Raw genomic sequence first — 23,593 nt, forward strand, 5'->3', positions numbered from 1 at the left:
TGCCGACCAAATAAGTTGGGTTTGCCTGCCCATTTGGTCACCATCGCCTAACAAACCGGCAGGTGCTGCGCCACAAGGCGTTGCAAGGACACGGTAAATGGTGTGTTCTGCGGACTGTCTAGCGCCAAACCGTCTTGGCTTTAACAGAGATGGCCGCGCTCGAGTTCACAGGGAACAGGATTTATACATGACAATCAACCGCTTCGCTGTTGCGGCGCTCGCAACGTTTTCAATAGCTGCCGGTGCCACAGCCGTGTCCGCGCAAGATGTGGTGAGGATCGGCACAGAAGGCGCTTATCCTCCGTATAACTTCACCGATTCAGACGGCAATCTGGTGGGCTTTGAAATCGATTTGGCCAACGCCATCTGCGAAGAAGCTGGCGTGACGTGCGAATTCATCGCTCAGGATTGGGATGGCATCATTCCGGCTCTTCTTGCAAGCCGCTACGATGCGATCATGGCTGGGATGTCGATCACCGCCGAGCGCAAGGAAGTCGTCGATTTCACCCGCATGTACTTCACGACGCCAGCCCGGTTCGTTGCTGCGACGGATTCGGGGATCACGGAGACCACGCCTGAAGCGCTCGCGGGCAAGACGATCGGGACACAATCTGCAACGATCCACGCCAACTTCCTCGAGGACATCTATGGCGACAGCGATATTCGCCTGTATCCGACACAGGATGAGGTGAACCTCGATCTTGCTGCGGGCCGGATTGACCTTCTGCTTGCCGATTCAAGCGCCATGAACGATTGGCTCGAAAGCGATGACGGTGCCTGCTGCGCTTTTCTGCCCGGCGACTACACCGATCCAGAATACTTCGGTGAAGGCGTCGGCATCGCGCTGCGCCAGGATGATGATGAGTTACGCGAGAAGCTGAACGCAGCCATTGAAGCTCTCGAAGCAGATGGCACCATCGCCGCTCTGGCAGGTGAATGGTTCCCATTTTTGGCGGGTGACATGTAAGCCAACCGACTTTGAGGGTCGCGCTGACACGTGCGGCCCTTTCTCTTTCGAGGCACAGGTAAGGCATTGAATGGGCGAGATGCTGGGATTGCTGGCCTGGGGGGCCGATGGCTGGGGCGACGAGCTTGCAGCCGGAGCATGGCTGACCATACGCCTGGCACTCGTTACCCTTCCGGTTGGCCTCGCTCTGGGGCTCGCAGTCGCCTTAGCCAAGCAGTCAGACAATGACTATGTCCGCGCTGTCGGCAACATTTATACAACGGTGTTTCGCGGCCTACCTGAACTGCTGACGCTGTTTCTTATCTATAACCTGTTGCAGATCTACGCGAACCGTATCGCGCAGCTTGTGGCCCCAGGTTCGGATTTCCAGATATCGGGCTTCGTCGCGGGCGTGATCGCCCTGAGCGTGGTGTTCGGAGCATTCTCGTCGGAGGTCTTTCTAGGTGCCATTCGCGCTATTCCCAAGGGCCAGGGCGAAGCGGGGCGCTCGCTGGGCCTGTCCCCGCTGCAAAGCTTTCGATTGATCACCTTGCCTCAGCTGTGGCGGCTTGCGCTGCCCGGCCTCGGCAATCTTTGGCTCGTGCTGATCAAGGACACCTCGCTGGTGTCGGTCATCGCACTCAACGACCTGCTGCGGCAGACGCAGGTCGCCGTCGGCGTCACGAAGGAACCGTTCCTGTTCTATCTGATCGCCTGCCTGATCTATCTGATGTTCACGCTGATCTCGCAGGCCGGCTTTGGACGTCTTGAGGCGCGGGCCAACCGGGGCTTTGCGGCGCGATGACCGACACGACGGCTCAAGCTGAGCTCACCCAGCAAGCGCCCGCTCACGCTGGCCGCAAGCCACCAGCGGGCGCGGGTGCGCCGACCGGCCCCTTCGGCATGGACAAGAAACTGTTCGACCGGCTGTTGATCGCAGCCATTATCGTCGGTCTGGCGGCATGGATTATCCCCGGTATCAACTGGCGGCTCGTGGACCGTTACTGGCTGAGATATGTTGACGGGATCATCATCACGTTCCAGCTGGTGCTGATTTCAGTGGGCATGGGTGCCTTGCTTTCCCTGCCATTGGCGCTTGCCAAACTCTCAAAGCGGCGCTGGCTCAATGCTTTGGCCCGCAGCTACATAACGTTCTTCCGCGGGACACCGCTGCTGGCGCAGCTGTTTCTGCTTTACTACGGCGTCGGTCAGTTCAACACCTTTTTCGAGGCGATCGGGCTTTGGTGGTTCTTCCGCGAGCCGTTCTGGGTGGCAATCCTGACCTTCACCCTCAACACGGCTGCCTATCAGGCGGAAATCATGCGCGGGGCGATTCAATCTTTGCCGAAGGGTCAGGTCGAAGCCGGTCAGGCATTGGGGATGAGCCGCTGGCCAATCTTCTTTAAGGTCACCTTGCCGCAGGCCTATGTCGTCGCCTTGCGGCCGTTGGGTAATGAGTTGATCCTGATGATCAAGGGCTCGGCTATCGCCTCCATCGTCACCGTGCTGGACCTGATGGGCATCACAAGCCTCGCTTATGCGCGATCGTTTAACTTCCAGGCTTTCTTTTGGGCGGCCGCTCTGTATCTGATCGCGGTCGAAGTGGTGCGTCGGTTGTGGGATGTCCTGGAACGTCGCCTGACCCGACACCTCGCAATGGCGCACTGACAGCAAGCCCTGGGCCCAATATTTTCCGTCGCTACCCTCTGGCCATCCGACGTGATGGGCCTTATCGGATGGTCAAACAGAACCAACCGGTACGGGGAGACGACGCATGGCCAAGGTTGCATTCATTGGATTAGGGGTCATGGGCTACCCGATGGCGGGCTATCTGGGCTCGCGCGGCGGCCATGACGTAACGGTCTACAACCGTACGCACAGCAAGGCCGAAAAATGGGTCGAGCAGCACGGCGGCGCCATGGCACCAACGCCGTCCGAGGCCGCTAGGGACTGCGATTTCGTCTTTGCATGCGTCGGCAACGACGATGATTTGCGCGAAGTCACCCTTGGCGACGCTGGCGCATTTCAGTCGATGAAGCAGGGCGCAGTGTTCATCGACAACACCACGGCCTCAGCGCAGGCGGCGCGGGTTCTTGATGAAGCGGCGCGCCAAAGTGGCTTCGATTTCATAGATGCACCTGTGTCCGGGGGTCAGGCAGGCGCCGAAAACGGCGCACTGACCGTGATGTGCGGCGGCGAGCAGGCGGTGTTCGACCGCGCCGAGCCCGTGATCCGCTCCTTTGCGAAACAGGTTGGGCTTATGGGTCCAGCGGGCGCAGGCCAGCTGACAAAGATGGTCAACCAGATCTGCATAGCAGGCCTTGTACAGGGTCTGTCGGAAGGCATCGCATTCGCCAAACGCGCCGATCTCGATGTCGCCAAGGTCATCGATGTGATCTCGAAGGGCGCAGCGCAAAGCTGGCAGATGGAAAACCGCTGGGAGACGATGAACGCGGGCAAGTTCGATTACGGCTTCGCCGTCGACTGGATGCGCAAAGACCTGTCGATCATCCTTGATGAAGCGAAATCGAACGGTGCGCTTCTACCAGTGACCGCGCTGGTCGACCAGTTCTATGCCGAGGTCCAGCACAAGGGCGGCAACCGCTTCGATACTTCGAGCCTGATAACCCGGCTGACGGACTGATGCGCTTTTTTTTGCGGGGCGCCCATCGCCGCGCAGGCCTGCAGACTGCTTTTGACGCGTGGGCGACATCTTCCGGCCGCTCAGACACTGACCGTCTGACGCGGCTTTTCGACGGGCATGTACTCGAGCGGAAGGGCGGTGGTGTACTTGATTTCTTCCATCGCGAATGAGGATGAAACGTCTGACAGATCAACCTTGCTAACCAGCTTCTTGTAGAACCGGTCGTAGGCACCGATGTCCGGGACGACGACCTTGAGCAAATAGTCGATATCGCCAGACAAGCGGTAGAACTCCACGACTTCAGGCAAGGCTGCAACGACCTCAGCAAACCGTTTGAGCCATTCATCAGTGTGCTGGTTGGTGCGCACGGACACAAACACGCTGACGCCTGCGGCGATCTTCTTGCCATCAAGCAAAGCGACACGACGGCGTATGATGCCCGCTTCCTCAAGTTTCTGGATACGGCGCCAACAGGGCGTCGCAGACAGCCCGACGCGCGCAGCAATCTCGTTCATCGATAGAGTGGTATCTTCCTGGAGCGCAGCGAGGATGCGCCGGTCAATCGTATCAAAGCCAACTTCCGCCATGGTATTCTCTCATTTGTATATTTTTAGGCTATACTTGTGCAAAATGCAATTTTTGATCTGCATGACGCAAAAATCATCTGGACGCAAGCAGATCGTGCACCCGGCGTTTGATCACCGGAAGCAGAAGCTGTTCAAACTCGGGGTTCCGTTTCAGCCACGCATTGTTGCGCCATGATGGGTGCGGCAGCAGGACTGCGCCGCCGCTAACCGCCGCTTCGGGGTCGACCAACTGCCTTCGGATCGTATCGGTCAGGCGTTCGGTGCGATGCTGTGGCAAGTGGTAGTCGCGCGCGTAACGCCCAATGACCAGTTTGAGAGCAAATGGTGGCCGACCAGCAAACAGTCGATCATGCCAGGTGGCCGCGCACTCTCGCCTTGGCGGCAGATCGCCGCCCTTCGCATCGAGGCCAGGAAAGCAGAAACCCATTGGCACGATGGCCAGCCGGCTGCAGTCGTAAAAAACCTGCTCGTTCAGGCCTAACCAACTGCGAAGTCGGTCGCCGGACGGGTCGGTGAACGGGCGGCCGGACCGGTGAACGCGGGTGCCCGGTGCCTGACCGGCAATCAGGATCGGAGCATGCTGCGAGAGCTGCAGGACCGGCCGCGGTTTGTGTGGCAAGGGCGGCTGGCGACGCGGGGCGGTATGGCAGCGGGTGCACGAACGCACTTGCGGCAAGAGCTCGGCGACGCTCTGGGGTTCCGTAGCGACCTTCATGGTACGTTAACCACGTTTCCAAAGTCCGTGTTCACTGTTTTCATTGATGCTTTGGCCACTATGGTGACTTGCGCGCGGCGCTGACGCATTCAAGCACCTACCGTTTCGCCTGAGTGTATCTGCGTCAATGTCGAACCGCCTTCAAGCCACCGGTATTTCCACTCTGGCGCAGAGCCGGGCACGTGCGGAGCGTCGCGCGACCACGCGAGGCGCAGTCAAGGGTGTGCGAGAGCGGCTGAATTCCGCAACGGGCCAATCGCTCAACTTTGAGCAGCAGATTGTCGGGCTGTTTGCGAGCAACCACCTGGGCGGGTTCCGCTTCCAGTTTGCGTTCGCGGTGTTTGTGATCGCAGGCGCCTTTTGGGTCCTGCCGACGATCATGGTCGGCGTCTGGGGCTTTGCACTTCTGACCGCGCAATTGTTGGTGTTGCTGCTCGCTCGTCGCGCAGCCGCCGAAGACCCCGAGCAACGTGATCCGGTTCGCTGGGTCCGCTACTTTTCGATTGCGGAGACGATCCGAAGCGTTTGTTGGGGCGTGCTTCCGATCTTGTTCTATCTCTTCGATGTCCGCGCAGACGTGCCGGGCGCGGACTCGTTGCTGTTCACGATCCTCATCGTCGTCATCGCGACCAGCGCGATGCTCAACCACCATCTGCCGATAACGGCCGCATGCGCGACGATGCCATTTGCGCTTTGCTACACCCTATCGATTGGCGTACGCGGCGACCTGCTGAACCTGATGTTGGCTGCCGGCGCGCTCGGTATCCAACTGTTCTTCCTGTTTGTCGCACAACAGCTTCACCGCACAACTGTCGCGCTTTTGGAAGCGCGGGCGGAAAAAGATGATGTCATCGCCGAACTCGAGCAACAGCGCGGGATTGCCGAGGAGGCACGACGGCGCGCTGATGACGCCAACCTCGCCAAGTCGCGCTTCCTGGCGACGATGAGCCATGAGTTGCGCACGCCACTCAACGCAATTCTGGGCTTTTCCGAGGTGCTCAAAAACGAGGTTTTGGGCGCGCTGCCAAACGATCAGTACCGTGAATACTCCAAAGACATCCATGAATCGGGTTCGCACCTGTTGAATCTGATCAATGAAATCCTTGATCTGTCGCGCATCGAGGCGGGGCGCCATGAGTTGGTCGAACAGCCGGTTCAGGTTGCCTACACCGCGGAAGAAGCGGCGCATCTGCTCGCCATGAAAGCTCAGGCGAAGTCGCTGACCTTGCACGAGCATTTTGATCCCAACCTGCCAAAACTGTGGGCCGATGAGCGCGCCATTCGGCAGATCACGCTCAATCTTTTATCAAACGCCATCAAGTTCACACCGCGCAATGGCGATGTTTTCCTCGCGGTTATGCAAACCGCCGATGGCGGGCAAATGATCGAAGTTCGCGACACGGGGCCCGGCATTCCCGAAGACGAGATTCCGGTCGTGCTCTCTTCGTTTGGCCAAGGTTCGATTGCCATCAAGAACGCTGAGCAGGGCACCGGTCTGGGACTGCCCATCGTCCAGGCGCTTGTGAAAACCCATGGCGGTCGGTTCGAGCTGAAATCCAAACTGCGCGAAGGCACCATTGTCCGTGCGTTCTTCCCGGCGGACCGGGTTATGGAAGCCATTCCCGCCGTTAGCAGCCACGGAACACCATTACAGGCAAACGGGCGGGTACGCCGCCGCGCGAGGCGAACGGCTGCTTAGGACCAAGCTTAGGTTGGAGCGCCGTCAGGCAGAGCATCTATCTCGGGCAGGCCGACATCTGCGAACGTCGCCATGCCAGAATGGGTCGCAGCAGCGCTTTTGATGAGCGATGCGGCCAGCGCAGCGCCGGTCCCTTCACCCAGACGCATGCCCAGATCGAGCAAGGCAACCTGTCCCAAGCGCGCAAGAACTGCCCGGTGGGCCTTTTCGGCGGATACATGCGCAAACAGACAGTGATCAAGCAACCGCGGCTCAAGAGCATGGAGTACGGCGGCAGCCGCACTGGCAACAAAGCCGTCGACCAGCACCGGCACGCGCTCCATGCGGCAGGCGATGATCGTACCAGCCATCGCCGCAATCTCCCGGCCACCGAGGCGGCGCAGCACCTCCAGAGGATCACCGAGGCCGTCGCCATGCAGGGCAAGGCCGGCCTTGATAGCTGCGACCTTGCGGTCGCGTTGGGCGTCATCTGAACCGGCGCCATCGCCGATCCAGTCCGCAGGGTCGCCCCCGAACAGGGCTGCGTAGAGTGCTGAAGCGGACGTGGTGTTGGCGATCCCCATCTCCCCGATGCACACCAGATCAACGCCACCGGCGATCGCTTCCATGCCAAAGGCAATGGTGGCAGCGCAGCCCTTTTCGTCCATGGCTGGACCTTGTGTGAAATCGTCTGTTGGATGCTCAAGCGCCAAGTCAAAGACTTTGAGCCCGAGCCCGCTATCGGCGCAAATCTGATTGATCGCGGCGCCACCCTGCATGAATGTGTCCACCATGGTCTGGGTTACCTGCATAGGCCAGCGGGACACCCCTTGCGCGTGCACACCATGATTGGCCGCAAACAACGCCACGATTGGACGTGTAATGAGGGGCTTTTCCTTGCCCTGCCAGCCTGCCAAGAATAGCGCGATCTCTTCCAATCGGCCCAGCGAACCAGCAGGTTTCAAAAGATTGGCGTTCCGCAGAGCAGCCCGTGCGCGCGCATCGGTATCCGGCTCCGGCAGACGGAGCGTAAGCGCACGGATATCGTCAAAAGGCAGGCCTGTTTGGGGTTGCACGAGCGTCTCTCGGGAGAAGGTGGATGTGTCGGATGTGACCGGTGGCGGAGCATCCGCGACCGGCCGCGGGCACTGCTAACGCGCTGTGTCCATGCACGCAATGCGACAGGGGGCGACAGGCGACAACTGATCAAGGTCCCTTCGGTTGACCGTAGTATGCACCAACGCGCTTGCCGTGCCGCAGAGGGCGGCGTACCGGTGGCGCGATGAGCGTGATGTTTGATCTTTGGCGGGTGCTGCGCTTTGCAAGCCGCCTGCCCTTGCCCGAATTGCCTCGCGAACGATCCGATCCCGTCGTCAGCGCCAATGGATTTGCACGGGTTTTCGGTTTCGTAGGCGCCGTGATCGGCTGCCTGGGTGCAGGTCTATTGGCCCTGTTTGTAGCGCTAGGTACGACGCCGCTTGTTGCCGCGGCCATTTGCGTCGCCGCGCTCGTTTTTCTCACCGGGGCTCTGCACGAGGATGGGCTAGCCGACTATGCAGACGGGCTCGGTGGTGGGCGTACGCGCGAAGACAAGCTGCGCATCATGCGCGACCCTGCCGTGGGAGCTTATGGCGTTCTGGCGCTTGTTCTGAGCTCAGGATTGCGGGTTTTTGTGATAGCCTCTCTGGTGGCCGTCGACGTCGCACTTGCTTGCGCCCTTCTCGTTCTCACCCAGTCTGTTTCCAGGGGTTGGTCGATGCTCATTGCGGCATGGCTTCCGCCGGCGCGGGACGACGGCGCATCGGCGCGGCTTGGCAAACCAAACATGGGCGCAGCATGCATCGGTCTGGCCGCATCTGCAGTTGTTGGGTTTGTCGCCGTTCTTGCCGCCGCAATCGGAGCCGGCGGTCTCCTCGTCGCGGGATGCTCTTTCCTTGCGGGCGGGCTCGCCGCATGGCTTATCGGCAGGCAAGCAAACCGCATGCTCGGCGGTCAAACAGGGGATGTGCTGGGCGCCGGTCAGCAGGTGAGCGACCTTGCCGCCTTACTGGCCGCCGCTATATCGACTCCCATGATAATTTAGCATCTGCTAAAATATAGGCGTGCACCTGAATCAGTACGCGCATGTTTGCCCGCATCCAGCGTTGGGCAGGCAGATTGAGAGAGTCATGGCCAGTCAGCCGTCCCCGTTTCCAACGAAGCCCCTTTCCCCCTGCATACAGGTTTGCCGAATAGACCCTATGCTCAGGCTGTGCTTAGGCTGTGGCCGCACGATGGACGAGATCGGCCGGTGGGCCAAATTGACGGACCCGCAACGACGCAAAGTTATGGGAATTCTGCCAACGCGATTAAGGAAAATGGGCCCACAACGACGCGCGATTGGCCTAGACCCCCTACCCGACCTGGACGATACGTCGGTGGAGAAACCCTAATGCCAGTTTATGGCTGGGTCGCGTTTGCGATCCTGGGTACCGGGCTGATCATACTTCTCGTCGGCGGCGATAGCGATACCATCCTTGGCATCGCACCCGAGCAGCTCGCTTTTGTCACGGCAATGCTCGCGTTGCTGGTCTACCTAGGGAGCGGTTTGGCCGGCATGGGAGCGCGCCCATCGGGCCTCATAGGCGCGGCGCTTGTTTGGGTCTTTCTGTTGGCCGCGGTCGCAGGCGGTTACATGGCCTATCAATCCTGGGTCGGATAGGGGAGCTGGAAGCTACAACCCAGCAAGCGCCGCGATAAACCGGGCGGCGACAATCACCAGAAAGATGCCGAAGGCGATTTCAAGGGTTCTCTTGGGCAGTGCGTGCGCGATCCGCACGCCGATTGGCGCTGTAACAACCGTAAGCGGTAGCAAGAGCGCCAGGCCGATGAGCGAGATAAAGCCCAACGAAAACTGCGGAACCACGCCCATCTGCGGCCAACCGGCATAAATATAGCCGGCAGTAGCGGGGATCGAGATGAGCACGCCAACGCCCGATGACGTGGCGATGGAATTGAGGATCGGCCTGCCGTAAAGCGTCTGGATCAAGTTCGCCATGACGCCGCCGCCGATGCCCATCAGCGACGATAACAAGCCGATAACGCCGCCGATGGCGCGCAAGACGCCAACCCCCGGCAAGCCGTTACCAAGCTTCCAGCTATCACGACCGAAGAGAAGTTTGATGGCGTTGACGGTCGAAACCACAGCGAAAACGAGCATGAAAACCCACGGATCGGCGTAGCGCGCTATCACAGCGCCAAGCAGAACCCCGATCAGGATAGGCACCGCCCACACCCGTAAAAGCTTCTCATCAACGGCACCGCGCGCGCGGTGCCCGCGAAACGAGCGGATCGACGTTGGAATAATGACCGCCAGCGATGTGCCCACCGCCAGCGGCATGCGGACAGCTTCCTCAACGCCCGCAAAGCCAAAGACCTCGAACAAAACCGGCACCATCACCGCGCCGCCGCCTACCCCAAACAGGCCGGACAGAACACCGGTCACGCCGCCCGCGATAACAAGGGCTGCGGCCAGCGCGAATGCCTGCTCCATGGGTACGCCGGAGAACATCGGTTCAGACGGCTTCGGCGTAGCTGACCGAGAGCGTTCCCACGCCTTCGATCGCGCCATGCAGGCTGTCGCCAGGGGCGACCGGCCCAACCCCAGAGGGGGTGCCGGTGAGCAGCATATCGCCGGGCATCAAAGCCAACAGTTTGGACAGCGACGCGATAGTCTCCGAGACGGACCATATCATCTGCGCCAAATCCCCGGTTTGGCGCCGCTCTCCATTGACATCGAGTGTGATGGCACCCTGTTCCAGCGCGACGCCAGGCATCGGTATAAGCATGCTGCAGGGCGCTGCATGATCAAAGCTCTTGGCCATATCCCAGGGCTTGCCGCCTTTCTTCGCCGCCGCTTGCAGGTCACGCCGTGTCATGTCGAGGGCCACCGTATAGCCAGCGATAAGCCGCGCCGCATCGGCCTCAGATACGTCCCGACCACCTTCGGATAAAACAACACCGAGTTCGATTTCATGGTGCAAGTCGAGAGTTGCCGGCGGATAGGCGATACGCGCACCATCCTCAACAAGGCAGGATGGGCTTTTGTCAAAGAAGATCGGCGTCCCACGGGCCGGGTCGCCCCCCATCTCGCGGACGTGCTCAGCATAGTTCCGGCCCACGCAGAAGATACGCCCGATCCCGCAACGAACATCTTGGCCCGCAACCGGTATCGTTGCCGCTGGTGGCACCGCGAAGAGAAGAGACATGAACCAAAATCCTGGTGCATTGAAGGCTGCCCGGACAGGGCAATTTGCCCGCATGGCTTAGGCCCCTTGGTGCAGCCATGACAAGCCCAGAGGGCCGCGCGGCAGATCGCCTGAGGGCTTTCGCTTGTCGGCCGGGTTGGGGCGTGCTTTTAACCGCCGAATGAAAACAGATTTGCCCCCCACCATCAGCCTTGCCGATTATGCCCCGCCAGCGTTCCTCATCGATCATGTGGATCTGACGATCCGCCTCGATGGAAGCGAAACGTCTGCCCACGGCAGCTTTGCCGTCCGCCGTAATCCCGAAGCAACCGCCGCAAGCCTCGCGCAAAGTGGCGGTATCAACCGCATGAAGCTTGATGCGGATGGGCTGGGTCGGGTGATTGTCACGATTGATGGTCAAACGGTGGAAGCCGATGAGGGCGAAACGAGTGTATCGTTTTCCGTGCCCGACGCCGAAACGTTCAAAGTGACGGTACAAACACGGCTCAATCCTGACGCCAACAAAGCCCTCAGCGGGCTGTACCGAACCGGTGGGGTCTACTGCACGCAGTGCGAAGCGGAGGGGTTCCGGCGGATCATACCGTTCATGGATCGGCCAGACGTGTTGTCCACCTATACGGTACGCCTTGAAGCGCTTGAGCAGTCCTGCCCTGTCCTGCTGTCTAACGGCAATCCTGTGGAGCGCGCTGAATTGGGTGACGGTTGGGTTGCTCAGACCTGGCACGACCCGCACCCCAAGCCGTCCTATCTGTTTGCGGTCGTTGGTGGTCAGCTCGATCGCTTAACCGATACCTTCACCACAATGGATGACCGGCACGTCGACCTCGCGATCTATGTCGAGATGGGTAAAGGCCAGCAGGCGCGTTTCGCTATGGAGGCACTCAAACGATCCATGGCCTGGGACGAGCAACGCTTCGGCCGGGCCTACGACCTCGATGTTTTCAACATCGTTGCGGTGTCAGACTTCAACCTCGGGGCGATGGAAAACAAGGGCCTGAACATCTTCAATGACAAGTACATTCTTGCGTCGCCCGAGACCGCTACAGACACAGATTATCAGCGGATCGAAGCGATCATCGCGCATGAGTATTTTCACAATTGGACCGGCAACCGGATTACCTGCCGCGACTGGTTTCAGCTCTGCCTCAAAGAGGGCCTGACGGTCTATCGCGATCAGGAATACACCTCCGATACTTATGACCGTGTGATCAAGCGCATCGAGGACGTGCGCACCCTTTGGAGCCATCAGTTTCCCGAAGATGGGGGGCCGCTGGCTCACCCGGTCCGGCCAGACCACTACCGCGAGATCAACAACTTCTACACCGCAACCGTCTATGAGAAGGGCGCGGAAATCGTCCGCATGATGGCGCTGTGGCTTGGGGAAGAAGCGTTCCGCCGGGCCATGGATCGGTATTTCGATAGCTATGACGGACAGGCCGTGCGCATCGAAGAGTTCATCGACTGCATGCGCGCGGAATCGGCGGACCCCGAAAGCTGGCCGGACTTTCTAGGCTGGTATCAGCAAGCGGGCACGCCAAAGCTACGCGTCGAAAGCAGGCTCGACAGCGAAACCCGCCAACTGACCCTGGAGTTTCAGCAGCACACCGCACCCACGCCGGGGCAAAGCGCGAAAAAGGCGCTGCCAATCCCCTGCGAAATCGGACTTGTTGGACCTGATGGGCAGGATTTCTTGCTCGATCCATCATCGCTGACGGTGCGCGGTGGTCGTCTCCGCGCAGACGGCGCTGCCACCGTGTTTTTGCTTGAGGCCGATAGCGGGACAGTCGTTTTTGATGGCTTGCCAGATAGCCCTGTCACACCATCCATTCTGCGCGGGTTTTCGGCACCGGTCGCGCTTGATGTGGAAGGCCTATCTCATGCCGAGAGACTTGCCCTTGCCGCGCATGACAGCGATGGTTTCAATAGCTGGTCGCACCTGCAATCTCTGTTTTCCGAAGCGCTTGAGCAGCGCTACCATCGCCTCGGGCTTGGCGAACCGGCAGAGGCGGAAGCAGATCTTTTCGATGCCCTGGCGACGAAAATTCGCGCGTCGGTGGAAACCGGGCAAGGCTTCGCAGTGTGTGCGGCCCACCTCACGATCCCATCGGCCCATGACGTTGCGCGGTCCATCGGACGAGACGTCGACCCCGATCGTATCGTGCGGTCGAAACACCAGTTTAGCGCCGACTTGTGCTCCGCTCACGGCGAAACGCTGATCGCGGCGGTAAATCGACTGGGTTTGGCGGATGATCCCGAGATTGACGCTGCATCCGCGGCGTTGCGCTCGTTCAAGCTGGCTTTGTTGCGGCACCTGGCCCAGAGCGGCGCTTCGGACGCGCTCGAAATCATTGCGCAAAGTCATGCGCAAAGTGTCGGTATGACGATGCGGATCGGCACGCTCGATCTGATGCTGCGCGCAGGCCACCCAATGGCGCCAGATGCGCTGGCAGCATTCGAAGAAAGGTTCGGCCAAGAGCCGCTTGCCATGGACAAATGGCTTTCCGTTCAGGCGCTTGCACCGGAAAACAAGGCGTTGCCAGTTGTCGAACAGCTTATGCGTCATCCTAGCTTTTCAGAGGGCAATCCCAACCGCGTGCGTGCGCTCGTGGGCGCTTTTGCAATGAGCAATCTGGCGGGATTTCACGCCGCCGACGGGTCGGGCTACCGTTTCCTTAGCGCGTTCGTGACACGCATTGACCGGGATAACCCTCAGCTCGCCGCGCGCTTAGCGTCTGCGTTCAGGGCATGGCGGCAGTTCGGGCCGGCACACCGGCTCGCGGCGCAGGACGCCCTTGAGCAAGTCAATGCGCGCGCCGACCTCTCCCGCGATCTTTCCGATATTGTTGGTCGCTGCCTGCAGCCCATCGCTGGCGAAGACGCCTGACAAACCCTGCGGCCCACTCTTTGGCCGATGCAAATTTGCAACAAAAAGACTCTGGACAAGCCGATTCACAGCGATTCAAATCTAGGTGATTCGGCGCTCTGCCGGACGGACAACTAACGCAAAAAATCAACGGGCTGGTTTATGGCGCAAGCGGAGAGCTTTGCGGCAGACGGGGGAGATATACCCGCGTCGCATCGCGTCGAGGTAGCGGATACGGTCGAAGCGGCCAAACCGTTTGGTGCCATCAAGGGCGCCCATTTTGAAACAAGCACAAGCCAGGCACTTGGCGCTTTGTCGAGCCAAGCGAGCGTCGTCTTACGCCGCCTTGTTGTTGTGCTGCTCATCTGTTTCGTCGCGGTCTTGGCCGTCATTCGGTACGATGGGATTGTCGCGAACCAGACGGAGATCGAACAGCGCATTCTCAACCTGTTGCAGGCCGAAGCGGACAGCATGGCAGCGTTCATCGCGCGGACACCTGAAGTTGAGCGGCAGACGCTTCAATCATTGCTGACCGTGAGCCTTGTGGGCATCAATCAGGGATTGGAGCTTCAAACCGAAGGGCATATCCGACTGGCAGCCTATGCGGACGAACCGCTGCATTTTGGGGTCTTGCCGGATGAGACCGATGCCGATGCACTAATCGAAGCCAAGAGCGCCATTCGCGCAACACCGTCGTCAGGCTTGGGCGCCGGCGAAGTTGTGCTGCGGGTCGATGCCTCGCCGATCTCAACCGTCTGGCGAGAGCATTTGATCGAAGAGTTCCTGCTGCTTGCCTGCATCGGTTTCGTCGTTTTGATCCTCGGCTACTCTTACCTTTGGCAAAGCGGGCGGACGGCGGATGCCACAAAGCGCTTTGCAAACGCGCATATCCGGCTTGAAACCGCCCTGAACCGTGGTCGAAGTGGCCTGTGGGACTGGGACGTCAACAATCAGACCATTGATTGGTCAAACTCCATGTTCGTGATGTTGGGTTATCAGCCGACAGGCGCCCTTCTTACTGCACGTGATATCAAGCAAATCCTTCACCCAACCACGTCCAACCTACCCGAACAGGTCGCGACGCTTGCGGGTACCGGATCCGGTCACCTCGAAACGGTGGTGCGGATGCTGCATGCCAACGGAGCATGGCGCTGGATCCACCTGCACGCTGAGCTCATCGCCCTGCCCCGCGGCCAGTACCGTCTCATCGGCGCAGCCAGCGATATCACCGAACAACGCAGAACCGAGCGCAAATCCACCGAGGCCAACCGCCATCTGCGCGAGTCAATTGAAACAGTTTCCGACGCCTTTGCGCTGTGGGATGGAGACAAAGACCTCGTTGCATCCAACTCCGGCTTTCTGACGATCAACACGCTCTCGATGAACGGTCAGCTGCGCGACGCCGAGGGCGAACCACTGCCCGCTTTCAACATGGAGCGCAGTGCCGAATATCTGCACCAACCGCCCAAAACCGCAATTCCAGACCTCCGGCAGTCGCTTGTGTGCGGCTTGCCTGATGGCCGATGGTTCCAGATCATTGTTCGGCCGACCGCCGATGGCGGCCACGCCTTCCTTGGCAGCGATATCACCGCGCTGAAGGCCAAAGAGACGGCGCTGCTTGAGTCCGAACGCCGCCTGATCGGTGCCATCGGTGACCTAACCCGTTCAAAGGGAGAACTTAGCGATCTTGCCGAGCGCTACAATGCCGCCAAGATGCGCGCCGAAGCGGCGAACATCGCCAAATCAGAGTTTCTCGCCAATATGAGCCACGAGCTGCGCACGCCGCTCAACGCGATCATTGGTTTCTCGCAGGCGATGCAGCATGAACTGCACGGGCCGCTGGGCCAATCAACCTACGCTGACTACGCAGACGATATTCACACAAGCGGCCAATTTCTGCTGTCCGTGATCTCCGACATTCTTGATATGGCGAAGCTCGATGCCGGCCGGATCACGCTGAACCGCAGGCCGACTGATGTGCAAGAGGCGATTGATGATTGCCTGCGCATGATCCATCTCGAGGCGGAGAAGGGCGAGATTGAGGTCGATAGTGACATCGAAGGGGCCCTGTCGGTGTGCGCCGACCCGCGAGCCTTCCGCCAAGTGGTGCTCAACCTCGTTGCAAACGCCGTGAAGTTCACACCCAAAGGTGGATCTGTGGCCGTACGCGCACGCTCAAAAGCGGGGCGGCTGTACCTTTCGGTAAGCGACACTGGGATCGGTGTACCACAGGGTAAGCTCGACACGATCATGGAGCCTTTCGTCCAAGCCAAGGACCCAGACATCAGCCGACCGAGCGGTACCGGTCTTGGTCTTGCGATTTCAAAGCGGCTAGTCGAGATGCATGACGGTTCGCTGCAAATCCGCTCTCGGGAGACCCAAGGTACGGTTGTGTGTATGACCTTACCGCTCGACGCACCCATCGATCGCGCGGCGTAACCGTCCGTTGGTTCGGGTTTGCGCGGGCGGCGTAGGAACCAATCTATTGACCGGTTCGGCGGTCCGCCCGCGCATCGTTGGGACGCTGCGCTCAGCGCTGGTTAGCGATCGTCGCGGTCGCGGCCATCGCGTGGGCCATCTGGACCACCGCGCATACCGCGGCGGACTTCGCGGGGCTCCAACTCACCATCCTCATTGCGATCCAGTCGCGCGAACAGTTCGGCGCTGCTGGCCTGCATTTCTTCGACGCTGATCGTACCGTCACCATCGGCATCGACCCGCTCAAGCATCCGGCCGGCGGCCCTCTCAACACGGTCGCGCTGGGCGTCCTGCCGGGCCGCAACCATTTCATCAAGGGTCAGTTGGCCGTCGCCATTGGCGTCGGCATTGGCAAACCGCGCGCTTTGGGGCGCCTGAAACTCCTCAAGCGTCAGTGTCCGGCTGCCATCGGTGTCGGCCCGCGCGAAACGTTCGCCAGCGCGGAAGCCACCGCCACGTTCCGAGCGCTCCATGCGCTGCCCACGGTCGCCATCGTCGGCATAGCCTTGAACAACGACCCCGGTCGCCAGAACAGACCCGGCCATCAACGCGATGACAAAGCCCTTGAGCGTTTTGCTCTTTGTTACGTTTACCATGTGTTTTTCTCCATCGAGTTTGTCGCCCCCGAGGGATGAACACGCTCTGCCGCATCATCAGATGGGGTTTGCGTGGCAACAAACAGGCGGTCGAAGCGTGCGCGAACGTCCGCCTGCGTGTGCTCAAGATGCGTCGTCAGGGTATCAACGGTGGGAAGACCCACCGCGTCAGCTAGCAAACGGCGCAAAGAGTGGGCGGCTGTATTTGGCTCGAACACATCGTCGAGGCAAAGCCGCAGAATCTGGGAAAGCGTGCTGTACAGGTCATGCGCGGCTGACAGCGCCGCTGCATCGTCCGGTGACAGAACGCCATGCGCTTTGAGCGCGCCAATCGCACCTTCTGTCGATTGGTTGAGGATGTCTGGAAGCCGGGCAGCATGCAGTAACTGCAGCCCCTGAGCGACAAACTCAATATCGAGGATGCCCCCGGTGACAAGTTTAAGATCGTAGGTGCCTTTGGCAGGTTTTTCCTGCTCGATGAGTGCACGCATACTCGCAACATCGGACTTTATAACCTGCGGATCGATTGCCGTCGTGAGCACCTCGGCGACAACGGCATCGAGCTTGCGGCAACCCTCACCTCCATCGCCGATCGCCCGTGCACGCGTCAGCGCCATGTGCTCCCAGGTGCGCGCTGACTGGCGCTGGTAGCGCTCAAAAGACGTTAGAGAGGTCGCGAGCGGCCCAGCATTTCCCGACGGCCGCAGACGCATGTCGAGCTCATACAACACGCCTTCGGAAGTCGGAGCCGATAGGGCGGCAATGAGCCTTTGCGTCAGGCGTGTAAAGTAGTGCGAGGGCGCGAGAGGGCGCTGGCCATCGCTTTCCCGTTGATCCTCAGGCAGGTCATAGATCAACAGCAAATCGAGGTCGGATGACGCCGTCAATTCCCGGCTACCCAACTTGCCCATCGCCAAAACGCACAAGGAAGCGCCTGGGAAATCACCGTGAGCTACGCGCACGTCGTCCCAAGCGAGATCGAGAAGCGCAAGGACGATCTCTTCGGCAAGTGCTGTGTAAGCTGCGGCCGCCTCGTCAGCTGTTAAGGTTTGGGACAGAAGCCGGACGCCGATCAGAAAATGGTGCTCCTGCCCGACAACACGGCTGGCATTGAGTTTCGCCTCATAGGTCGGCGCTTCACAGAGTGCACGGCGCAGGTCGCTGCGAATTGCATCGCGGGACGGCAGAGACCCGAAGAACCGAGGGTCCAGAAGCGCATCAAACAGCCTGGCACGGCGGGCAAGAGTGGAAGCCAATCGCGGCGCGGTTCCCATGATCCGCGCCAGCAGCTCCATGATTTTCGGGTTGCTTGCAAGCATCGAAAAAAACTGCACGCCACCTTGAAGCCCTCTTAGAAAGTCATCAAGCGCGCGTAACGCGGCGTCGGGATTGTCCGTCTGCCCAAACGAGCGCAGCAGTGCTGGCCCGATCTCGCGCAAACGGTCCCGCGCAAGGCTCGTAGCCGTGGCGTTCATTGTCCCACGCATCCAACCCAGAAGCAGCCGGTGGGCGTCTTTGGCAGAGGCAAACCCCGACGCGTTGAGATGCATTGCAAGCGTGTCGGTAAACTCATCGTCAAAGACATCGATGGCATCGTCGCGATCGTCGGGGAAAAGGTCCTGAAAGTGGGCATGGACGGTCTGTAAGGTCTGGCCCACGCGCGCATCGAAGGTGGAGAGTTCCTCGTCCATCAGAACAGCGACAGCGCGGCGTTCCCCGTCTTCCTGGCCAAGCCGATGGGTCTGCTCGTCCCGGATCATCTGAATGCAGTGCTCAACCTGACGCAAATGGTCATAGCCTGCGCACAACTCATCGCGTTCGTCGGGTTCTATCCACCCCGCATCAGCCAGGCCTCTTAGCGCATCCTTCGTCTGCATCACGCGCAGTTCCGGTCGGCGCCCGCCAGAAATAAGCTGTTGGGTTTGTGCGAAAAACTCGATCTCTCGAATGCCCCCACGACCAAGCTTGACGTCGTGGCCGGGTACGGTGATCGCGCCAAAGCCCTTATGGGCGTTGATGCGCCGCTTGATTGTGCGGATAGCGTCAATAGCGGCATAGTCGAGGTGGCGGCGCCAGATGAAGGGGTGCAGCGCCGTGATGAACCGCTGGCCGAGCGCCGCATCACCAGCAACGCAACGCGCCTTGATCATCGCGGCTCGCTCCCACGTGCGCCCCTGGCTCTCGTAGTAGTTGAGAGCGCCATCGATCGATAGCGCGAGCGGGGTCGATGCAGGATCGGGGCGCAGCCTCAGATCGGTCCGGAAGACATAGCCATCAGCGGTTCGTTCCTGCAGAAGGCGGACAAGCCGCCGGGCAACCCGCACAGCAAATGTCCCCGCCTCGACCCGCTCGCTGGTCTCCCGGTTGAGGGTTTCAGGATCGAACAGAAGGATCAGATCGATATCGGACGAGTAGTTGAGCTCACCTGCACCCAGTTTGCCCATGCCGATGACGGTGAAACCCGAAATCGCCTGCGGATCGCCGGTCCACCGGCCGCCTCTGCCTTCAAGTTGGAACGCAGCACCCAGAGCGCTCGATATAGCGGCGTCAGCGAAGCGGGACAGACGCGCGACGGTCTCGTCAACGCTCGCACCCCCCGCCCGGTCGCTAAGCGCAATCGCCAGCGCCGCCCGTCGTCGCGCAAGCCTGAGGGCGCGCATGCAATCGGCTTCGTCAATGTCTGCATCGCGCGACCACTGCTCGTTCAGACTGGCGGTGGCCTGCTGAAGCTCTGCATCGGCGTTGAGCAAAGGCAGATCGTTGGCGGCAACATTGCCATGCACAAGCCGGGCAAAGTCAGTCAGGTGGGGAGATACCGCGAGTATCTGGGCTATGCGTTCGCTCATTGCGCTGCCTCCCGACCGGGAGTTTCGCCTTTGTCCGATGCCTTGCCGCCAAGCGGTACATTTAGCTGCGCTTTCAAGCCAGGATCCGCGTCCTCCAATACCAACGCACCATCATGAAAGGCCGCGACTGCATCGACCAGCGCCAACCCAAGGCCAGAGCCCTCCGCAGACCGGCTCTTGTCGAGCCGAACAAAACGGTCGCGAACCCGCTCGCGTTCGGCTTCCGGAATACCTGGGCCGTTGTCGGCGATTGTGAAGACAGCGCTGTCGCCAACCCGCTTGAGATCAAGGCTGATCATACCGCCTTCGGTCGGCCCATATTTCAACGCATTGTCAATCAAGTTGGCGAGGGCGAGCCCGACAAGCTCTCGGTTAACGGTCGCTTCGATGGCAGTATCGGGCGTGGTGACCGACAGCGTGACGCCGCGGTCTTCGGCGACCGGTTCATACAACTCGATCACATCCGTCAACACAGGGCCAAGATCGATTTTCGACAGAGTATGACGGCGCCCGCCGGCCTCGACCCGTGCAATCGTCAAAAGGGCCTGGAACGTCGCCATCAAGCGATCGGCCTGTTGGAGTGACTGCTCAAGCGCAGCCCGGTCTGCCGTCTCGTTCGCCGGTTGCCGCAGGGCATCTTCGATCTGGTTGCGCATGCGTGTCAGGGGCGTGCGGAGATCGTGGGCAATATTATCGGAAACCTCCTTGAGGCCCGCCATGGATCGCTCCAGCCGCTCAAGCATCGTATTGAGTTGATCGGCAAGCCGATCGAACTCGTCACCTGTGCCGGTGATGGCAATACGTTCGGAAAGCCGGCCATCCATAATCCGCCGGGTGCTGTCCGATATCCCCTCGATCCGCCGAACAACGCGGCGATTGACGTAGGCCCATCCCAGCAACCCTAGAAGGATCAGCATGGCGAGGGAAATGGTGGCTGCACGCAGGATCGCCTGCCGGATCACATCGGATTGGCCGATGTCGACGCCGATCAGCGCCTGAAAACCACCGGGCACATCGATAACGCGCGCAATAGCGCGGCTCTCCCGCTCGATTCCGCCAACGCCGACCAGCTCATAGCGAAAACGTACCAAGCCACTTTCATTGGCAAGACCATCTGGCAGGACACCGAAATTGTTGACGATTGGGCGCCCGTCCGGATCGAGCAGTGCGTACAGCCGGTTACCGGGCCGCATGGCGCTTTGCTGCATAGCTTCAAACAGACCGTTGATACCGCCGCGCCTGTAATGCGAACCCAAACGGCGCGCGTCTGCGGTCAACCGGGCGTCAACATCACGTATGAGGACCGATGAGGTCTCGAAAACGAGGTAACCAACGAGCGCGGCAGCAAACAGCCCAAAGACGACGAGGTACCCTGCGGCCAGCTTGAAGGCGGTCGTTCGAAGGAGCTTAAGTCGGGTAGCGGAGGACATAGCCCGCCCCTCTTACGGTCTGTATGAGGGGCGTGTCCTGGCCTTTGTCGATCTTTGCGCGCAGCCTCGAAATATGGACGTCGATGACGTTGGTCTGGGGATCGAAATGATAATCCCAGACCTTCTCGAGAAGCATGGTACGGGTCACGACCTGCCCTGCATTCTTCATCAGGAACTCCAAAAGGCGGAATTCGCGTGGTTGCAGAACGATCGTCTCGCCGGCCCGCTTGACCGAGTGCGACAGGCGGTCGAGCTCAAGGTCGCCGACAACGTAGGTGGTTTGCGCTTCGCCTGGTGCCTGGCGTCGGGCGAGAACTTCGGCGCGCGCCAGCAATTCGGAAAACGCATAGGGTTTGGGCAGGTAATCATCACCGCCAGCGCGCAGGCCCGCAACGCGGTCATCGACCTCGCCGAGCGCTGACAGGATCAAGGCCGGGGTCTGTTTCCCTGCGGCGCGCATCTCCGAAATGATGGAAAGGCCGTCGCGTTTGGGGAGCATGCGGTCAACGACCATAACGTCGAAATCATCGGACAGGCCGTACTCGAGGCCGGTATCGCCATCGGCGGCAAAGCTCGGCGCGTGGCCAGCTTCGCGGAAGCCTTTGACGATAAACGCCGCAGCTTCGACATCGTCTTCGATGATCAGGACCTTCATACGATCACGCCTCAGAGCTTCGGTTGAGTGCAGGCTAGCCCGATTCGGATGATCTGGGCGCGCATGGCGGAGCATAGGGCCCGCCATGCGCATCCGTCAGAGCCCGGCGGGGGCGACATGATGCCGGGTTCTGAGGGATCTTTGGGATCGATTAGCCGCGATCGGTCGGCAGGGCGACGAAGCGCGACGTACCGTTTGCGTCTTCAACACGCACCAGAGCCGAGGCCTGCCCATCGCGGGCTGCAGCGCGGAGAGCGCGCTGGACTTCAGCCATGCTCTGCACTTGTTGACCAGCGATTTCGACGATCATATCGCCTTCCCGCAGGTCCCGATCATCAGCGACGCTGCCCGGCTCAACTTCCGTTACAACCAGACCATTGCCATCTCGGCCCACAGCTTCCGCTGGAGCGATGGTCACGCCGAGCTGGTCAAGAATACCCGGCTGTGTTCGGTCAAGTTCAGGGGCGCGGAAGGTGCTTGCCAGTTCACGCTCGGAAGGGAGCAGACCCAATTCGACCGGGATCGTTTCCGGCTCACCATCGCGCCAGATCAGCAGTTCCACGATCTCTCCGGGATCAAAGTTGCTGATAAGCCGCGCCAGTTCGGTTGGACCCTGGACGATCTGACCGTCTACCTGAAGAATCGTGTCGCCGGATTGCAGACCGGCCATGTCGGCTGGCGAACCAGAGGCCGCTGATATGATGATCGCGCCTTCGGTGCCTTCACGACCGATGCCCTCGGCAAGTTGCTCTGTGACCGCCTGAATGTTCACACCAAGCCAGCCGCGGGCAACAGCACCGGTTTCGATCAAATCGCCAATGACATCTTGCACGAGGGTCGATGGAACGGCGAATGCGATACCAACGTTGCCGCCGGACGGTGAGAAGATGGCGGTGTTCACGCCAACGACTTCACCGCGCATATTGAAGGTTGGGCCACCCGAGTTACCACGGTTGATGGCCGCATCGATCTGCAAAAATTCATCGAAAGGTCCGGGCTGAATATCGCGGCCCTGTTGGGACACAATGCCAGATGTCACTGAACCACCGAGGCCGAACGGGTTACCGATCGCGATGACCCGCTCACCGATCCGGGGCTGCGCATCGGCGAGACGAACAAAAGTGAAGTCAGCGCCATCAACCTTCAGGAGCGCCAGGTCGGTGCGGCTGTCGGTACCAAGGACCTGCGCTTCAAGCTCGGTACCGTCCTGCATGACGACGGTTACTTCGTCGGCACCATCAACAACGTGGTTGTTGGTGACGAGAAAGCCATCTTCAGAGATGAAGAAGCCGGAGCCTTCACCGCCGCGCGGACGGTTCGGCCGGCGGTCACCATTGCCTGGACCGCGGCGGAAAAACTCTTCGGCTTCCGGGCCAAAGCGGCGGAAGAAACGGTCGAACGGCGTGCCCTCGGGCAGGCGGTCGATATCACGGTTGGAGGTCTCAACGGGGGCCGCCGTGCGTACCTGGACGGAGACCACGGCTGGCATGACAGCCTCAACGAGGTCTTCAAAACCTGGGGGTGGAACGAAGCTGTCCGGCACCACGGCTTCAGCGGCCTGAGCGGCCTGCGTCGCGGTAAAGATCGCCGGAACGGCAAGCGGTACGAGAAGGCCGAGGCCAAGCGCTGCTGACAAAGCGAGGCTCGACGAGCGGACGAAGAAGGGCCGCTTTCCGGCCTGCGACTGAGCGGCGGACTGATCACCACCGGTCTGAAAAACGCCCGACGATGATGGGGGGGTGTTGGGGGATAAATCTGGTTTGGTCATGTCGCCTATGATCCTTTTGTATTCTCCAATTGCCGCATCGCAGATGGCCTGCGACCCAGCGAGAGGGCCGAAAGGCCCCCAGCGATGAACAGTACAATGGTGATCTCGGCGTTACCGTTCCATGTCGGGCTGATTAAACC

General features: G+C 60.3%; 20 protein-coding genes. 10 read left to right on the forward strand and 10 right to left on the reverse strand.

Features of this window, described 5'->3' with window-relative positions; all coding sequences use genetic code 11:
* The first annotated feature begins 187 nt into the window (after positions 1–187).
* From AAF739_07335 to AAF739_07350, 4 genes are all read left to right on the forward strand, one after another.
* Positions 188–967: a transporter substrate-binding domain-containing protein gene (locus AAF739_07335; protein ID MEM6382467.1), complete on the forward strand. Its 780-nt coding sequence runs from the start codon at positions 188–190 to the stop codon at positions 965–967.
* A gap of 70 nt (positions 968–1,037) precedes the next feature.
* Positions 1,038–1,751, forward strand: coding sequence for an ABC transporter permease (locus AAF739_07340; protein ID MEM6382468.1), 714 nt, complete (start codon positions 1,038–1,040; stop codon positions 1,749–1,751).
* Positions 1,748–2,614, forward strand: coding sequence for an ABC transporter permease (locus AAF739_07345; GenBank protein ID MEM6382469.1), 867 nt, complete (start codon positions 1,748–1,750; stop codon positions 2,612–2,614). The genes AAF739_07340 and AAF739_07345 overlap by 4 nt, the downstream gene beginning before the upstream one ends.
* A 106-nt stretch (positions 2,615–2,720) precedes the next feature.
* Positions 2,721–3,590 (forward strand): NAD(P)-dependent oxidoreductase, encoded by an 870-nt coding sequence (locus tag AAF739_07350; protein ID MEM6382470.1) that lies wholly within the window; start codon positions 2,721–2,723, stop codon positions 3,588–3,590.
* A gap of 80 nt (positions 3,591–3,670) precedes the next feature.
* On the opposite strand, the gene AAF739_07355 is transcribed toward AAF739_07350, so the two are convergent.
* Together AAF739_07355 and AAF739_07360 are read right to left on the reverse strand one after the other, a co-directional pair.
* Positions 3,671–4,177, reverse strand: a complete 507-nt coding sequence (locus tag AAF739_07355) for an Lrp/AsnC family transcriptional regulator (GenBank protein ID MEM6382471.1) — start codon at positions 4,175–4,177, stop codon at positions 3,671–3,673.
* Positions 4,178–4,250: 73 nt separating this feature from the next.
* Positions 4,251–4,892, reverse strand: a complete 642-nt coding sequence (locus AAF739_07360; GenBank protein ID MEM6382472.1) for a uracil-DNA glycosylase family protein — start codon at positions 4,890–4,892, stop codon at positions 4,251–4,253.
* A gap of 127 nt (positions 4,893–5,019) precedes the next feature.
* Here AAF739_07360 and AAF739_07365 point away from each other — a divergent pair, with 127 nt between their 5' ends.
* Complete coding sequence (locus AAF739_07365; protein ID MEM6382473.1) at positions 5,020–6,591, forward strand: ATP-binding protein; 1,572 nt, start codon at positions 5,020–5,022, stop codon at positions 6,589–6,591.
* 8 nt (positions 6,592–6,599) lie between these two features.
* On the opposite strand, the gene cobT is transcribed toward AAF739_07365, so the two are convergent.
* Positions 6,600–7,646, reverse strand: coding sequence for a nicotinate-nucleotide--dimethylbenzimidazole phosphoribosyltransferase (gene cobT / locus AAF739_07370; GenBank protein ID MEM6382474.1), 1,047 nt, complete (start codon positions 7,644–7,646; stop codon positions 6,600–6,602).
* Between the two features lie 206 nt (positions 7,647–7,852).
* On the opposite strand from cobT, the gene AAF739_07375 reads away from it, so the two are divergent.
* From AAF739_07375 to AAF739_07385, 3 genes are all read left to right on the forward strand, one after another.
* Entirely contained in the window at positions 7,853–8,653 is an 801-nt protein-coding gene (locus AAF739_07375; GenBank protein MEM6382475.1) for an adenosylcobinamide-GDP ribazoletransferase, read from the forward strand.
* 85 nt (positions 8,654–8,738) lie between these two features.
* Complete coding sequence (locus tag AAF739_07380; protein MEM6382476.1) at positions 8,739–9,002, forward strand: DUF1289 domain-containing protein; 264 nt, start codon at positions 8,739–8,741, stop codon at positions 9,000–9,002.
* Complete coding sequence (locus tag AAF739_07385; protein MEM6382477.1) at positions 9,002–9,271, forward strand: hypothetical protein; 270 nt, start codon at positions 9,002–9,004, stop codon at positions 9,269–9,271. The genes AAF739_07380 and AAF739_07385 overlap by 1 nt, the downstream gene beginning before the upstream one ends.
* Before the next feature lie 12 nt (positions 9,272–9,283).
* On the opposite strand, the gene AAF739_07390 is transcribed toward AAF739_07385, so the two are convergent.
* Both AAF739_07390 and AAF739_07395 read right to left on the reverse strand, forming a co-directional pair.
* Complete coding sequence (locus AAF739_07390) at positions 9,284–10,102, reverse strand: sulfite exporter TauE/SafE family protein (protein MEM6382478.1); 819 nt, start codon at positions 10,100–10,102, stop codon at positions 9,284–9,286.
* A gap of 22 nt (positions 10,103–10,124) precedes the next feature.
* On the reverse strand, positions 10,125–10,817 hold the full coding sequence (locus AAF739_07395; GenBank protein MEM6382479.1) for a fumarylacetoacetate hydrolase family protein: 693 nt from the start codon (positions 10,815–10,817) through the stop codon (positions 10,125–10,127).
* Positions 10,818–10,989: 172 nt separating this feature from the next.
* On the opposite strand from AAF739_07395, the gene pepN reads away from it, so the two are divergent.
* Positions 10,990–13,701 (forward strand): aminopeptidase N, encoded by a 2,712-nt coding sequence (pepN, locus tag AAF739_07400; protein MEM6382480.1) that lies wholly within the window; start codon positions 10,990–10,992, stop codon positions 13,699–13,701.
* A gap of 141 nt (positions 13,702–13,842) precedes the next feature.
* Positions 13,843–16,119, forward strand: a complete 2,277-nt coding sequence (locus AAF739_07405; protein MEM6382481.1) for an ATP-binding protein — start codon at positions 13,843–13,845, stop codon at positions 16,117–16,119.
* A 101-nt stretch (positions 16,120–16,220) separates the two neighbouring features.
* On the opposite strand, the gene AAF739_07410 is transcribed toward AAF739_07405, so the two are convergent.
* The 5 genes from AAF739_07410 to AAF739_07430 all read right to left on the reverse strand — a co-directional run bounded on the left by AAF739_07410 (position 16,221) and on the right by AAF739_07430 (position 23,453).
* Positions 16,221–16,754: an EF-hand domain-containing protein gene (locus tag AAF739_07410; GenBank protein ID MEM6382482.1), complete on the reverse strand. Its 534-nt coding sequence runs from the start codon at positions 16,752–16,754 to the stop codon at positions 16,221–16,223.
* Complete coding sequence (locus AAF739_07415) at positions 16,748–19,600, reverse strand: bifunctional [glutamine synthetase] adenylyltransferase/[glutamine synthetase]-adenylyl-L-tyrosine phosphorylase (protein MEM6382483.1); 2,853 nt, start codon at positions 19,598–19,600, stop codon at positions 16,748–16,750. The genes AAF739_07410 and AAF739_07415 overlap by 7 nt, the downstream gene beginning before the upstream one ends.
* Entirely contained in the window at positions 19,597–21,030 is a 1,434-nt protein-coding gene (locus AAF739_07420; GenBank protein MEM6382484.1) for a HAMP domain-containing sensor histidine kinase, read from the reverse strand. The genes AAF739_07415 and AAF739_07420 overlap by 4 nt, the downstream gene beginning before the upstream one ends.
* Positions 21,008–21,685, reverse strand: a complete 678-nt coding sequence (locus AAF739_07425; protein ID MEM6382485.1) for a response regulator transcription factor — start codon at positions 21,683–21,685, stop codon at positions 21,008–21,010. Before AAF739_07425 ends, AAF739_07420 begins: the two co-directional genes overlap by 23 nt.
* A gap of 151 nt (positions 21,686–21,836) precedes the next feature.
* Positions 21,837–23,453, reverse strand: coding sequence for a trypsin-like peptidase domain-containing protein (locus AAF739_07430; protein MEM6382486.1), 1,617 nt, complete (start codon positions 23,451–23,453; stop codon positions 21,837–21,839).
* Positions 23,454–23,593: the final 140 nt, after the last annotated feature.

This window comes from Pseudomonadota bacterium, assembly GCA_039024915.1.
Taxonomy (GTDB): domain Bacteria; phylum Pseudomonadota; class Alphaproteobacteria; order Rhizobiales; family MH13; genus MH13.